At 68.8% G+C, this 14105-nt stretch carries 13 protein-coding genes and 1 riboswitch; of the genes, 10 read left to right on the forward strand and 3 right to left on the reverse strand.

The features are described from left to right. Positions 1-250 precede the first annotated feature (250 nt). From ctaC to IF20_RS15765, 4 genes are all read left to right on the forward strand, one after another. Positions 251-1213 (forward strand): aa3-type cytochrome oxidase subunit II, encoded by a 963-nt coding sequence (gene ctaC / locus IF20_RS15750; protein WP_052865779.1) that lies wholly within the window; start codon positions 251-253, stop codon positions 1211-1213. Then, a complete protein-coding gene (ctaD, locus tag IF20_RS15755; protein ID WP_052865780.1) occupies positions 1210-2943 on the forward strand; it encodes an aa3-type cytochrome oxidase subunit I in 1734 nt (577 codons plus the stop codon). Before ctaC ends, ctaD begins: the two co-directional genes overlap by 4 nt. After that, entirely contained in the window at positions 2940-3338 is a 399-nt protein-coding gene (locus IF20_RS15760; RefSeq protein WP_052865781.1) for a cytochrome c oxidase subunit 4, read from the forward strand. The genes ctaD and IF20_RS15760 overlap by 4 nt, the downstream gene beginning before the upstream one ends. Positions 3339-3478: 140 nt before the next feature. Next, the gene (locus IF20_RS15765) at positions 3479-4744 is read left to right on the forward strand and encodes a L,D-transpeptidase (RefSeq protein WP_052865782.1); all 1266 of its coding nucleotides are present in this window, start codon (positions 3479-3481) and stop codon (positions 4742-4744) included. A gap of 82 nt (positions 4745-4826) precedes the next feature. Here IF20_RS15765 and IF20_RS15770 read toward each other — a convergent pair whose 3' ends face one another. Then, entirely contained in the window at positions 4827-5228 is a 402-nt protein-coding gene (locus IF20_RS15770; RefSeq protein ID WP_052865783.1) for a response regulator transcription factor, read from the reverse strand. A 287-nt stretch (positions 5229-5515) separates the two neighbouring features. Here IF20_RS15770 and ctaE point away from each other — a divergent pair, with 287 nt between their 5' ends. The 6 genes from ctaE to IF20_RS15800 all read left to right on the forward strand — a co-directional run bounded on the left by ctaE (position 5516) and on the right by IF20_RS15800 (position 12965). Beyond that, the gene (gene ctaE / locus IF20_RS15775) at positions 5516-6136 is read left to right on the forward strand and encodes an aa3-type cytochrome oxidase subunit III (RefSeq protein WP_052865784.1); all 621 of its coding nucleotides are present in this window, start codon (positions 5516-5518) and stop codon (positions 6134-6136) included. Between the two features lie 80 nt (positions 6137-6216). Further along, positions 6217-7026: a cytochrome bc1 complex diheme cytochrome c subunit gene (gene qcrC, locus IF20_RS15780; protein WP_052865785.1), complete on the forward strand. Its 810-nt coding sequence runs from the start codon at positions 6217-6219 to the stop codon at positions 7024-7026. Beyond that, entirely contained in the window at positions 7023-8084 is a 1062-nt protein-coding gene (gene qcrA, locus IF20_RS15785; RefSeq protein ID WP_052865786.1) for a cytochrome bc1 complex Rieske iron-sulfur subunit, read from the forward strand. Before qcrC ends, qcrA begins: the two co-directional genes overlap by 4 nt. Further along, a complete protein-coding gene (gene qcrB / locus IF20_RS15790; RefSeq protein ID WP_052865787.1) occupies positions 8081-9721 on the forward strand; it encodes a cytochrome bc1 complex cytochrome b subunit in 1641 nt (546 codons plus the stop codon). The genes qcrA and qcrB overlap by 4 nt, the downstream gene beginning before the upstream one ends. A 158-nt stretch (positions 9722-9879) precedes the next feature. Further along, entirely contained in the window at positions 9880-10944 is a 1065-nt protein-coding gene (trpD, locus tag IF20_RS15795) for an anthranilate phosphoribosyltransferase (RefSeq protein WP_052865788.1), read from the forward strand. A gap of 259 nt (positions 10945-11203) precedes the next feature. Next, positions 11204-11321, forward strand: a riboswitch (SAM riboswitch). Between the two features lie 216 nt (positions 11322-11537). Then, positions 11538-12965, forward strand: a complete 1428-nt coding sequence (locus IF20_RS15800) for an aminotransferase class V-fold PLP-dependent enzyme (RefSeq protein WP_052865789.1) — start codon at positions 11538-11540, stop codon at positions 12963-12965. A gap of 55 nt (positions 12966-13020) precedes the next feature. Here the strand turns inward: IF20_RS15800 and IF20_RS15805 are convergent, their stop codons facing one another. Then, positions 13021-13302, reverse strand: a complete 282-nt coding sequence (locus IF20_RS15805; protein ID WP_052865790.1) for an Lrp/AsnC family transcriptional regulator — start codon at positions 13300-13302, stop codon at positions 13021-13023. Next, positions 13299-14048, reverse strand: a complete 750-nt coding sequence (locus tag IF20_RS15810) for a rhomboid family intramembrane serine protease (RefSeq protein ID WP_199896620.1) — start codon at positions 14046-14048, stop codon at positions 13299-13301. Before IF20_RS15810 ends, IF20_RS15805 begins: the two co-directional genes overlap by 4 nt. Between the last annotated feature and the right edge of the window lie 57 nt (positions 14049-14105).

The raw sequence follows: 14105 nt of genomic DNA on the forward strand, positions 1-14105 counted from the left end.
CGGGCAGGGCGTCAGATGCCGGACGGAAGCGGTGAATCCGGTTGTTCGAGGGGCCCAGTGGGAGGGCTGAGCCACCCCTTCGGGGGGTGACGCGCCGCGTTGGGCACCCTCCCCGCGCGACGCCAAATAGCGTCCAGTAGGGTTTGGTCCGCATAAACATCCAAACCCCTGCCCGTGACGGGCCGGCGACCGACCAGCTGAGACGGCCGCAGCCGGTTTTCTGCGGGCGAGACTCTCGGGAAGGCGCTACGTGAGTCCCAACGGCTCCGACCGCTCGTCGCGGCGCCCGATGCGGCGGAAGCTGCCGCAGGTGCTGGCTGCGGGCCTGGTCCTGGCGACCGCGACCGGTTGCACATACAAGGACTTCCCCCGCCTCGGCATGCCAACGCCCGTCACGGACGAGGCGCCGCGGATCCTCTCCCTTTGGCAGGGCTCCTGGGCCGCCGCCCTCGCAACGGGCGTGCTGGTGTGGGGCCTGATCATCTGGAGCTGGATCTTCCACCGCCGCAGCCGGACCAAGGTGGAGGTCCCTGCACAGACCCGGTACAACATGCCGATCGAGGCGTTGTACACCATCGTCCCGTTCATCATCATCGCGGTGCTCTTCTACTTCACCGCGCGTGATGAGAACGAACTCCTCAAGACTTCCAAGAAGCCGGACCACGTCGTGAACGTGGTGGGCTTCCAGTGGAGCTGGGCGTTCAACTACATGGAGGACGTGGACGGCAACAAGTCGACCACGAACATCGACTCCAAGGAACTCTCCGCGATCCCGGACAAGTGGAAGAAGTCGGCTCCTCAGGGTGCCGAGGGCGTCTACGACCAGGGCACGCCGGGCGAGCGGAACCCGCAGAACGGCAACCCCGGCCCCACGCTGTGGCTGCCGAAGGGCGAGACCGTCCAGTTCATCCTGACCTCGCGTGATGTCATCCACTCCTTCTGGGTGGTGCCGTTCCTGATGAAGCAGGACGTCATCCCGGGTCACACCAATGTCTTCGAGGTGACTCCGAACAAGGAGGGCACCTTCATGGGCAAGTGCGCCGAGCTCTGCGGCGTTGACCACTCCCGGATGCTCTTCAACGTCAAGGTCGTGTCTCCCGAGCGGTACCAGGAGCACCTGAAGGACCTGGCGAAGAAGGGCCAGAACGGTTACCTGCCGGCCGGTATCGAGCAGACCGACCACGCCAGGAACGCGGAGACGAAGAACAAGTGAGCATCCTCAACGAACCTCAGGGTGCCGCCGCCGCATCGGCCACGGCAGCACCACCCGTACGCAGGAAGCAACCCGGCAACGTCGTGGTGAAGTGGCTGACGACCACCGACCACAAGACGATCGGCACGCTCTATCTGGTGACGTCGTTCGCCTTCTTCTGCATCGGCGGCCTGATGGCGCTCTTCATGCGCGCCGAGCTGGCCCGTCCGGGTACGCAGATCATGTCGAACGAGCAGTTCAACCAGGCGTTCACGATGCACGGCACGATCATGCTGCTGATGTTCGCGACGCCGCTGTTCTCCGGGTTCGCGAACTGGATCATGCCGCTGCAGATCGGCGCGCCCGACGTGGCGTTCCCGCGGCTGAACATGTTCGCGTACTGGCTGTACCTCTTCGGCTCGCTGATCGCGGTGGCCGGCTTCCTCACCCCCCAGGGTGCGGCCGACTTCGGCTGGTTCGCCTACTCCCCGCTGTCGGACGCGGTCCGCTCGCCGGGCGTCGGCGCCGACATGTGGATCATGGGTCTGGCCTTCTCCGGCTTCGGCACGATCCTCGGCTCGGTCAACTTCATCACCACGATCATCTGCATGCGTGCCCCCGGCATGACGATGTTCCGCATGCCGATCTTCACCTGGAACGTCCTGCTGACCGGTGTGCTGGTCCTGCTGGCCTTCCCGGTGCTGGCGGCCGCGCTGTTCGCCCTGGAGGCGGACCGTAAGTTCGGTGCGCATGTGTTCGATGCCGCAAATGGCGGCGCATTGCTCTGGCAGCACCTCTTCTGGTTCTTCGGACACCCAGAGGTGTACATCATCGCGCTGCCGTTCTTCGGCATCATTTCCGAGGTCATTCCGGTCTTCTCGCGCAAGCCGATGTTCGGTTACATCGGTCTGATCGCGGCGACCATTTCGATCGCGGGTCTGTCGGTGACCGTGTGGGCGCACCACATGTACGTCACGGGCGGCGTACTGCTGCCGTTCTTCTCCTTCATGACGTTCCTCATCGCGGTTCCGACCGGTGTGAAGTTCTTCAACTGGATCGGCACGATGTGGAAGGGCTCGCTGTCCTTCGAGACCCCGATGCTGTGGGCGGTCGGCTTCCTGATCACCTTCACCTTCGGTGGTCTGACCGGCGTCATCCTGGCCTCGCCGCCGCTGGACTTCCACATCTCCGACTCGTACTTCGTCGTGGCGCACTTCCACTACGTCGTCTTCGGTACGGTCGTCTTCGCGATGTTCGCCGGCTTCCACTTCTGGTGGCCGAAGTTCACCGGCAAGATGCTGGACGAGCGGCTCGGCAAGATCACGTTCTGGACGCTGTTCATCGGCTTCCACGGCACCTTCCTGGTCCAGCACTGGCTGGGCGCCGAGGGCATGCCGCGTCGTTACGCCGACTACCTGGCGGCCGACGGCTTCACCGCCCTGAACACGATCTCGACGATCAGCTCCTTCCTGCTGGGCCTGTCGATACTGCCGTTCATGTACAACGTCTGGAAGACGGCCAAGTACGGCAAGAAGATCGAGGTCGACGACCCGTGGGGCTACGGCCGCTCGCTGGAGTGGGCGACCTCCTGCCCGCCGCCGCGGCACAACTTCCTCACGCTGCCGCGCATCCGCTCGGAATCCCCGGCGTTCGACCTGCACCACCCTGAGATCGCCGCTCTCGACGCGCTCGAGAACGACGAGCAGAAGGACACGGCGCTCATGGGCGGCAAGAAGGAGGCCGGCAAGTGAAGATCCAGGGCAAGATGTTCATCTGGCTCTCCGCCTTCGTCCTCGCCATGGCGATCGTCTACGGCGTCTGGTCGAAGGAGCCGGCGGGCACCACCGCGCTGTTCCTCGCCTTCGGTCTGTGCATCATGATCGGCTACTACCTGGCCTTCACGGCCCGGCGGGTCGACGCGGGCGCACAGGACCGCAAGGACGCGGACGTCGCGGACGACGCCGGCGAGGTGGGCTTCTTCAGCCCGCACAGCTGGCAGCCGCTCTCGCTGGGCATCGGCGGTGCGTTCGCCTTCCTGGGCGTCGTCTTCGGCTGGTGGCTGCTGTACTTCTCCGCCCCGATCATCCTCGTCGGCCTGTTCGGCTGGGTGTTCGAGTACTACCGGGGCGAGAACCGCACGCAGTAAGCGCGGCTTCGCACGGGCGCGTCGGGCCCGGTCACTCCTTGGAGTGGCCGGGCCCGACCCATTTGCAGTCCTTCAACGCGCCGCACCGGCGTGGCGCTTCCTATTTTGTGGTTATGAGCCATATGCCACGATCCCGGACGGTGCTCAGCTCAGCCCTCCTGCTGCTGCCCCTGGCGGCGGGGGTCACCGGGTGCGGCGGGGCGTCGTCGGATCCGCTCGCCGCCCAGCCCTACGACGCGGCCGGCCAGATCGCGGCCAACGCCCCGGCGGGCGAGCAGAAGGCCGATCCGGACGAGCCGCTGGAAGTCACCACCAAGGGCGACGAGGCGAGGATCACCGACGTCACCGCCACGGACGCCGCCGGCCGCTACATCCGCGGCCGCCTGACCGCCGACGGCACCCGCTGGCACAGCACCGTGCCGCTCGCCGCCGGCACCCGCTACACCGTGCGCGTCAGCACCGAGGACGGCGACGGCAAACCCGGCCGCAAGGTCCTGCACACGGAGACCAGGGGCAACGGGGACCGGCGGCTGCGGGTGACCTTCGGGCCCGACAGCGGCACGTACGGCGTCGGCCAGCCGCTCACCGCCGAACTCAGCCGCCCGGTGCACGGCGAGCGGGCCAAGGCGCTCGTGGAAGGCGCCCTGAAGGTCGACAGCAGCCCGCGCGTCGTGGGCTCCTGGCACTGGGCGGACGACAAGACCCTGCACTACCGCCCGCGTTCGTACTGGCCCACGCACGCCACCGTCGAGGCGTACAGCAACCTCCAGGGACTGAAGATCTCCAAGGGGCTGTACGGCGGGCCCGGCAAGCCCGTGAAGATCCGCACTGCCGACCGGGTCGAGGCGCTCACGGACGCCGCGGCCCACCGGATGACCGTCCGGCGCAACGGCAAGGTGATCAAAACCCTGCCCGTCACCACCGGCAAGCCCGGCTTCGACACCCGCAACGGCATCAAGGTCGTGCTGGGCAAGGAGGCCTTCGTCCGGATGAACAGCAACACCGTGGGCATCGCGCGGGGGAGCTCGGAGTCCTACAACCTGCCGGTCCACTGGGCCACCCGGGTGACGTGGAGCGGCGAATACGTGCACGCGGCCCCGTGGTCCGTCGGGTCGCAGGGCGCGGCCAACGTCAGCCACGGCTGCACCGGCATGTCCACCGCCGACGCCCGCTGGTTCTTCCAGCACGTACGGGTCGGCGACATCGTGCAGGTCGTGCACAGCAAGGGCGATCGGATGTCGCCGTTCGACAACGGGTTCGGCGACTGGAACATGCCCTGGGACAAGTGGCGCGCCGGCAGCGCCGTCAGCGCCGGCAGCGCCGTCGATGGCCGCACGAGCGGCGCGGACGGCGGCGAGAAGGCCGCGGGGCCCGCCCCGGCCGCCCGGCTGCGCCCGGGGGTCTGAGAAGCCCGCAGAACGGCGCACAGCGCCCCGCCCGGACTCTCACGCCCGGGCGGGGCGCTGTGCGCCGTGCGGCCGGTGTCGCTCAGGCCTGGGCGAGCTGACGGTGGCGCAGCAGCCCCGCCAGCGCGTCGGCGAACGCCACCGGGTCGATCGGATGGGTCACCGCGGCGTCGGCCCGGCTCCACGTCGCCAGCCAGGAGTCCTGGGGGCGCCCGATCAACAGCAGCACCGGCGGGCAGCGGAAGATCTCGTCCTTGATCTGCCGGCACACGCCCATGCCGCCGGCCGGCGCGGTCTCGCCGTCCAGGACGCAGGCGTCGATGCCGCCCTGCTCCAGAGCCGCGAGGACGGCCGGCAGTGTCGCGCACTCCACAATCTCCACCTGCGGCACGTCGGCGGCGGGGCGCCGGCCGGCCGCGAGGCGTACCTGCTCGCGGGTGCCCGAGTCGTCGCTGTAGACCAGCACCGTGGCAGTCGCCTGCATCGTTCCTCCACGCTTTTGGGGGAGCACCGTTCACGGGAGCACCGCGGGGGCCCGTCCCGTTCAGCGGATGCTACTGCCCGGACGGCCCTCCGCAGGAGGGTTCGTACCGGAAGAAGATCTGCCCGACGGCCCGTCAGGACTGGTCGGGGCGGGGGCGGCAGGGGGCTGCGGAACGTGTGCTTCCCCCCTTCGGAGGACCCTCCCGCTGGACCGTACGGGCTGGGCACGCCCCCTTGACACACCGAACGGCACCCCCCGGAGTGAGCGCAAGATAAGCGACCGACATAATGTCGGTCGTGGCGACAGCAACAGCAGTAGAAACCGGGCACGCGCACCCGTCGGTCAATCGGCCGAACCTCACCAGCGTCGGAACCATCATCTGGCTGAGTTCCGAGCTGATGTTCTTCGCGGCCCTCTTCGCGATGTACTTCACCCTCCGATCGGTGACCGGAGCTGATTACTGGAAGGAATCCGCCGATGCGCTGAATCTTCCGTTCTCCGCGACGAACACCACGATCCTGGTGCTCAGCTCCCTGACGTGCCAGCTCGGTGTTTTTGCGGCCGAGCGCGGCGACGTCAAGAAGCTGCGGGCCTGGTTCGTGATCACCTTCATCATGGGTGCGATCTTCATCGGCGGTCAGGTCTACGAGTACACGGAGCTGGTCAAGCACGAGGGTCTCTCGCTCTCGTCCGGACCGTACGGCTCGGTGTTCTACCTGACCACCGGCTTCCACGGACTGCACGTGACAGGCGGTCTGATCGCCTTCCTGCTGGTCCTGGGCAGGACGTACGCGGCCAAGAGGTTCACCCACGAACAGGCCACCGCGGCCATCGTCGTGTCGTACTACTGGCACTTCGTCGATGTCGTCTGGATCGGCCTCTTCGCCACGATCTACCTGATCCGGTAACAGGTCCCGGTCCGGACCCGCTTTCGGATACAGACACAGCCAAAGCATCGACGCAGAAGATCCTGACACCGGGGTAATCCGTGAAAAAGCTCTCCGCACGACGGCGCCATCCGCTGGCGGCGCTCGTCGTCCTACTCTTCGCGCTGGCGGTCACTGGGGGGCTGTACGCCGCGTTCGCGCCGGCGGACAAGGCTCAGGCCGATGACACCGCCCAGTCTCTTGCCATCAAGGAGGGCAAGAAGCTCTTCGCCGTGGGCTGCGCCAGCTGCCACGGCACCGGCGGTCAGGGCACCTCCGACGGCCCGAGCCTGGTCGGCGTGGGCGCTGCCGCCGTCGACTTCCAGGTCGGCACCGGCCGCATGCCGGCGCAGCAGCCCGGCGCCCAGGTCCCGCGGAAGAAGAACATCTACAACCAGGCCGAGATCGACCAGCTGGCGGCGTACGTCGCGTCGCTCGGCGCCGGTCCGTCCGTGCCCGCCAAGACCGACTACAGCAAGGACGGGGCCGACATCGGCAAGGGCGGTGAGCTCTTCCGTACGAACTGTGCCCAGTGCCACAACTTCACCGGTAAGGGCGGCGCCCTGACCAACGGCAAGTTCGCACCGTCGCTCGACGGCGTGGACCCGAAGCACATCTACGAGGCCATGGAGACCGGCCCGCAGAACATGCCTTCGTTCGGTGACGGCTCCCTCTCCAAGGCCAACAAGAAGGACATCGTCGCGTACCTCGGTGAGGTCAACGGCGACAAGACCGCGAGCCCCGGCGGCATGGACCTCGGCGGTCTCGGCCCGGTCAGCGAGGGCCTCTTCGGTTACATCTTCGGCCTGGGCGCGCTGGTCGCGGTCGCCATCTGGGTCGCAGCCCGGACAGCGAAGGCCAAGAAGTCATGAGTGAGACTGGACGACACGCAGACGTGCCAGAAGAAAACCTGCCCAGTGAGCGCGACGGCGCCCACGGTGACGTGGCGACGAAGGCCAACCCCTTCGCCGACCCAGGCCTGCCCCCCCACGAGCACCGCATCCAGGACATCGACGAGCGGGCGGCCAAGCGCTCCGAGCGCACTGTTGCGCTGCTCTTCGTGGTGTCCATGCTCGCGACGATCGGCTTCATCGCCTCGTACGTGATCTTCCCGATCGACAAGATCGTCTACGTCTGGCCGCTCGGCCACATCAGCGCGCTGAACTTCGCGCTGGGCCTGACGCTCGGCGTGGCGCTCTTCTGCATCGGCGCCGGCGCGGTCCACTGGGCCCGCACGCTGATGTCGGACGTGGAGGTCGCCCAGGAGCGGCACCCGATCGAGGCCGAGCCCGAGGTCAAGGCCAAGGTCATGGCCGACTTCCGGGAAGGCGCGGCGGAGTCCGGCATGGGCCGCCGCAAGCTGATCCGCAACACCATGTTCGGCGCGCTGGCCCTGGTGCCGCTCTCCGGTGTGGTGCTGCTGCGCGACCTCGGTCCGCTGCCGGAGAAGAAGCTCCGCACCACGGGCTGGAAGAAGGGCGTCCGCCTGGTCAACCAGTCCACGAACCTCCCGCTGCGTCCCGAGGACATCGCGGTCGGCTCCCTGACGTTCGCCAAGCCCGAGGGCCTGGAGGAGCACGACGAGGAGTTCAACCAGAAGATCGCCAAGGACGCCCTGATGCTCGTGCGGATCCAGCCGCAGAACATCAAGGACAAGCAGGAACTTGAGTGGTCGCACGAGGGCATCGTGGCGTACTCGAAGATCTGCACCCACGTGGGCTGCCCGATCTCCCTGTACGAGCAGCAGACGCACCACGTGCTCTGCCCCTGCCACCAGTCCACCTTCGACCTTTCCGACGGTGGCCGCGTGATCTTCGGCCCGGCGGGCCACGCCCTGCCGCAGCTGCACATCACGGTGAAGGACGGCTACCTCGAAGCCGTCAGCGACTTCGCGGAGCCCGTCGGCCCGAGCTTCTGGGAGCGCGGATGAGTAACGAAAACGGCGCGACCAACGCGCGCCGCGGCCAGGCGCCGCGGGGCGAGCGGATCGCCGACTGGGCGGACGGCCGGCTGGGCATCTACAGCCTCGCCAAGTCCAACATGCGGAAGATCTTCCCGGACCACTGGTCCTTCATGCTGGGTGAGATCTGCCTCTACAGCTTCATCATCATCATCCTGACCGGCGTCTACCTGACGCTGTTCTTCCACCCGAGCATGGCCGAGGTCGTCTACCACGGCAGCTACGTGCCCATGCACGGCATCCGGATGACGCAGGCCTTCGAGTCGACGCTGCACATCAGCTTCGACGTCCGCGGCGGTCTGCTGATCCGGCAGATCCACCACTGGGCCGCGCTGGTGTTCGTCGCCGGCATGATGGTCCACATGATGCGGGTGTTCTTCACCGGCGCCTTCCGCAAGCCGCGCGAGGTCAACTGGCTGTTCGGCTTCCTGCTGCTGGTGCTCGGCATGTTCACCGGCTTCACCGGCTACTCGCTCCCGGACGACCTGCTGTCCGGTACCGGTGTCCGGTTCATCGAGGGTGTCATCCTGGCGATGCCGCTGGTCGGCTCGTACCTGCAGATGTTCATCTTCGGCGGGGAGTTCCCCGGCCACGACATCATTCCGCGGTTCTTCTCGGTGCACGTGCTGCTGCTGCCGGGCATCATGCTCGGCCTGCTGGTGGCACACCTGATCCTGGTCTTCTACCACAAGCACACCCAGTTCCCGGGTGCCGGCAAGACGGAGAAGAACGTCGTCGGCATGCCGCTGCTGCCGGTCTACATGGCCAAGGCCGGAGGCTTCTTCTTCCTGGTCTTCGGTGTGATCTCGGTGATCGCCGCGATCGCGAGCATCAACCCGGTGTGGGCCATCGGCCCGTACCGCCCGGACCAGGTGTCCACCGGCGCCCAGCCCGACTGGTACATGGGCTTCGCCGAGGGTCTGGTCCGTGTCATGCCCGGCTGGGAGTGGGACATCGCCGGTCACTACACCGTCAACTTCGGTGTGCTGATCCCGATCATCATCTTCCCGCTGGTCCTGGCGGCCATCGCGGTCTACCCGTTCATCGAGTCCTGGGTCACCGGCGACAAGCGTGAGCACCACCTGCTGGACCGCCCGCGCAACGCCCCGACCCGTACCGGCTTCGGTGTGGCCTGGCTGATCGCCTACTTCGTCATGCTGATCGGTGGCGGTAACGACCTGTGGGCCACGCACTTCCACCTGTCGATCAACTCGATCACCTGGTTCGTCCGGATCGCGTTCTTCGTCGGCCCGGTGCTCGGCTTCATCGTGACCAAGCGGATCTGCATGGGTCTGCAGCGGCGCGACCGCGACAAGGTGCTGCACGGACGCGAGTCCGGCATCATCAAGCGGCTGCCGCACGGTGAGTTCATCGAGGTGCACGAGCCGCTCGGCCAGGAGCAGCTGCACGCCCTCACCTCGCACGAGCAGCCCAAGCCGCTGGAGATCGGCCCCGAGGTCGACGAGAACGGTGTCGAGCGCAAGGTCTCGCGCTCGCAGAAGCTGCGCGCCAAGCTCTCCAAGGGCTTCTACGGCGAGGACAACTACATTCCGAAGCCGACGGTGGAGGAGTACGAGGAGATCACCAGCGGCCACGGCCACCACTGATCTCCGCGGGGAAGCGGTGCCCGCACCGTGACCCCGAGCACGTAGCAAAGAACGCCACCCAGAGGGCCCTGTCCGAGCACCGGACGGGGCCCTCCGGCGTATCCCCGGGCCCGATAGGCTCGCCACGAAGCAGTTGACGTGAACCAGGAGTGTGGACCATGAACGTTGTGACCCCGGATGGCGGCGGCAGCGTGGCGGCCCGCACCTGGCCGGGCGTGCTGAACGCCCTCCTGGAAGGCCGGGACCTCTCCGCCGACTCCACCGAGTGGGCGATGGACCGGATGATGCGCGGCGAGGCCAGCGACGCGCAGATCGCCGGCTTCGCGGTGGCGCTGCGGGCCAAGGGCGAGACCGTCGCGGAGATCTCCGGACTGGTCCGCGCGATGTACGAGCACGCCAACCTCATCGAGGTGCCGGGCCCCGGCGTGGACATCGTCGGCACCGGCGGCGACGGCGCGAAGACCGTCAACATCTCCACGATGTCCTCGATCGTGGTGGCCGGCACGGGCGCGAAGGTCGTCAAGCACGGCAACCGCGCCGCGTCCTCGGCCAGCGGCGCCTCCGACGTCCTGGAGAAGCTGGGCGTGAACCTGGACCTGACCCCGCGGCGGGTGGTGGAGGTCGCCGAGGAGGCGGGCATCACCTTCTGCTTCGCGGTGAAGTTCCACCCGGCGCTGCGGCACGTGGGCGCCGCGCGCGGCCAGCTGGGCATCCGGACCGTCTTCAACTTCCTGGGCCCGCTCACCAACCCGGCCCGGGTCCGGGCCCAGGCGGTCGGCGTCGCCGACGCCAGGATGGCGCCCATCGTGGCCGGCGTCTTCGCCGAGCGCGGCCACTCCTCGCTGGTCTTCCGCGGCGACGACGGCCTCGACGAGCTGACGACGACGACCACCTCCCGGGTCTGGGTGGTGCGCGACGGCGCGGTCCGCGAGGAGTCCTTCGACCCGCGGGACGTCGGCCTGGACCTGGTCCCCGTGGAGGCGCTGCGCGGCGCGGACGCCTCCTACAACGCGGACGTCGCCCGCCGCCTGCTGGCCGGCGAGACGGGCCCCGTACGGGACGCGGTCCTGCTGAACTCCGCGGCGGCGCTGGTCGCCCTGGAGCCGACGGATGCGCCGCTCGCCGAGCAGATCGCGGGCGGCATCGCCCGCGCCGCGGAGTCCATCGACTCGGGCACGGCGCGGGCGGTCCTGGAGCGGTGGGTGGCAGCCTCCCACGCGTAGCGCATCCCGCGTCCTCCGTGGCGAGCCCCGTGCGGCCGCCCTGGGACCGACGCGCCGTCGTGCCGCTCGCGCAGTTCCCCGCGCCCCTTCAGGGGCGCGGGGCGTGTCGATGTGCGGCTCCGCCGCGTGAGCGCGCCGAGCCACCGAGGCGCCGCACCCGGCAACGGAGTGAACGGCCCGCCCCGGATGCCGGGCGCGCGTCCGTCATACGGACACCCCTTGCCCCGTGGCCGCGATCATGTGGCAAGATGCTCCCCAAGGTCACGAGCGACAGCGATACAGGCCCCGGCCCGCTGTCCGGCAACCCTCCGTCCGTGGCGGGGTGCCCCGGGTGATGACCAGGTCGCAGGCAGCGAGGTCTGCGGCAAGCGCGGATCCCTCGCCAGGGATCCTGGTTGTCGAGGGAGCTCTTCCGTGATGCAGCGAATGCGCTAGGGCCGCGCGGCCCCTTTTCCACACCCCGCCTGAGGCGCCCCTTTCTCCGTGTGCTTCTTCCGTGTGCGCGGCGCCCGCGGGTTCCTTCCACGCCCCGTGCGTGTCATTCGACTGCTCCGTACGTCTCGTACGGTGCTACGCCTTCGGGAGACTCCGCCATGTCCGTGTGCCCTGACACCGCCCTCGCCACCACCGACACTGCCGCCACCGCCGACACCGCCGACGTCGACCCCGCCTGCACCGCCGCCGCGCCGCTCCCCGTGCTCGGCCGCGACGTGCGCGTCCCGCTCGTCACCGGCGGCGAGGTCACCTACGCCGCGCTGGACTACGCCGCCAGCGCCCCGGCCCTGCAGCGGGTGTGGGACGACGTGGCCGCGTACGCGCCGTACTACGGCAGCGTGCACCGAGGCGCCGGTTACCTCTCCCAGCTCTCCACCGACCTCTTCGAGAACAGCCGGAAGACGGTCGCGGAGTTCCTGGGCTGCCGCGAGGCGGACCAGGTGGTCTTCACCCGGTCCACGACCGACTCGCTCAACCTGCTGGCGGGCGTGCTCCCCGCGGACACCCGGGTGTTCGTCTTCGAGACCGAGCACCACGCGTCGCTGCTGCCCTGGGAGCAGCGGAGCGACCTGACCGTCACCTACCTCGACGCGCCCGGCACTCCGCAGCAGGCGGTCGACACCCTGGAGAAGGCGCTGGCCACTCGTGAGCCCTACGGCCCGGCCCTGGTGTGCGTGACGGGCGCGTCGAACGTGACCGGCGAGCTGTGGCCGGTGCGGGAACTGGCGGCCGCGGCGCATGCGCACGGCGCGCGGATCGTCCTGGACGCCGCTCAGCTGGCCCCGCACCACCCCGTCGACATCGCCGACCTGGACGTGGACTGGGTCGCCTTCTCCGGCCACAAGCTCTACGCGCCCTTCGGCGCCGGCGTGCTGGCCGGGCGCGCCGACTGGCTGCAGACGGCCGAGCCGTACCTGGCCGGCGGCGGCGCCAGCCGCACGGTCGCGCGCCGCGAGGACGGGGGAGTGGCGGTCGAGTGGCACACCACGGCGGCCCGCCACGAGGCCGGCTCCCCGAACGTGATCGGCGTCTACGCGATCGCCTCGGCCTGCAAGGCGCTGACCGAGGCCGGCTTCGACACGCTGGTCGCGCGGGAGCGGGAGCTGATCGCGAAGGTGCGGGCCGGGCTGGCCGAGGTGCCCGAGGTGAAGGTGCTCTCGCTCTTCGGCGACGACGCCGACCGGGTGGGCGTGCTGTCCTTCGTCGTCGAGGGCTGGAACAGCTCGCACTTCGCGGCCGCGCTGTCGGCCGAGTACGGCATCGGCGTACGCGACGGCCTCTTCTGCGCCCACCCGCTGGTGCGGACCCTGCTGGGCAGCGACCCGCAGGACCCGGGTGCCTGCGGTGCACCCGAAGGCCGGGGGACGTCGCTGAACGCCATCCGGGTGAGCTTCGGGGCGGGCACGCCCGATGAGCACGTGGAGCGGTTCGTGCGGGCGGTCGCGGAGCTCGTCACCGATGGCGCGCGGTGGTCCTACCGGACCGAGGAGGGGCGCTGCGTCCCGGACCGCGGCGCGGCGGTCTGAGACCGCGGACGACGGGTGGCGGGGTCCCTTCGGGGCCCCGCCGCGGCGTTGCGTGTCAGGCGTCCAGCCCGATCGCGAACGCCGCTTCCAGGTCGTGCTGGGAGTACGTGCGGAACGCGATGTGGGTCTCGGTGGAGGCCACGCCCGGGACCTTGCTGATCCGGCCGGGGATGACGTCGGCCAGCTCGTCGTGGTCGGCCACCCGGACCATCGCGATCAGGTCGTGCGCGCCGGTGACCGAGTAGACCTCGCTGACCCCGTCGAGCGCCGCGATCTTCTCGGCGATCTCCGGGATCTGGTCCACGCTGGTCTTGATGAGCACGATCGAAGTGATCACGGTTGGCTCTCTCCCTCGGTCGGCCGTTCTGTGGGCTCCACCCTACCGGGGAGCCCCGGCGCGGCCTGCGGTGGAGCGTCCGGTGCGCGGTGGCGCACCCAGGCGTGGACGAAGCCCAGCAGGAAGCCCACGACGTGGGCCAGGTAGGCGACGCCGGGACCGTTGACCGCGCGCTGCGCCGCCAGCCACTGCAGCACGAACCAGAAGATCAGCACCGCCCAGGCCGGGAAGCGCAGCGGCAGGAAGAAGAGGAACGGGAAGAGGCTGGTCACCCGCGCGCGGGGAAAGAGGTAGAGGAAGGCGCCGAGTACGCCGGAGATCGATCCGGACGCGCCGACCAGGGTCTGGCCCGATTCGGCGTGCGCCGCCGCGTAGCCCAGCAGGGCCACGTATCCGGTCAGGACGTAGAAGAGCAGGAAGTGCAGCCGGCCCATCCTGGCCTCGGCCATCCCCCCGAAGACATAGAGGAAGAGCATGTTGCCCAGCAGGTGCAGCCAGCTGCCGTGCACGAAGAGCGCGGTGAGCGGGGTGAGCAGCGCCTTCGGGTCACCGCTCCACAGGTCGCGCGGGATGACGCCCCACCGGGCGAAGTACGCGCTCTGCGCCTGCAGGAGCGATTCCCCCGTGCCGTGTATGCCGTTGAGCCCCGAGGCCGGGCCGATGACGAAGACCACGCAGCAGATGCCGATCAGGACGTTGGTCATACGGGAGAACACGGTTCGCAGGGACGGGATCGAGGCCGACATGAAGTGATCATGCCGTAATAGCCACAAAGGGGACAGAGTGCCTCGCCGTGTTCCGGC

The organism is Streptomyces niger, assembly GCF_000718305.1.
In the GTDB taxonomy this organism is placed as follows: domain Bacteria; phylum Actinomycetota; class Actinomycetes; order Streptomycetales; family Streptomycetaceae; genus Streptomyces; species Streptomyces niger.

Excerpts from the sequence above, each read along its gene's own strand:
- qcrA (WP_052865786.1), top strand. The coding sequence starts at position 7,023 with ATGAGTGAGACTGGACGACACGCAGACGTGCCAGAAGAAAACCTGCCC.
- IF20_RS15800 (WP_052865789.1), top strand. The coding sequence starts at position 11,538 with ATGTCCGTGTGCCCTGACACCGCCCTCGCCACCACCGACACTGCCGCC.
- trpD (WP_052865788.1), top strand. The coding sequence starts at position 9,880 with ATGAACGTTGTGACCCCGGATGGCGGCGGCAGCGTGGCGGCCCGCACC.
- ctaE (WP_052865784.1), top strand. The coding sequence starts at position 5,516 with ATGTCGGTCGTGGCGACAGCAACAGCAGTAGAAACCGGGCACGCGCAC.
- qcrB (WP_052865787.1), top strand. The coding sequence starts at position 8,081 with ATGAGTAACGAAAACGGCGCGACCAACGCGCGCCGCGGCCAGGCGCCG.
- IF20_RS15810 (WP_199896620.1), bottom strand. The coding sequence starts at position 14,048 with ATGTCGGCCTCGATCCCGTCCCTGCGAACCGTGTTCTCCCGTATGACC.
- IF20_RS15770 (WP_052865783.1), bottom strand. The coding sequence starts at position 5,228 with ATGCAGGCGACTGCCACGGTGCTGGTCTACAGCGACGACTCGGGCACC.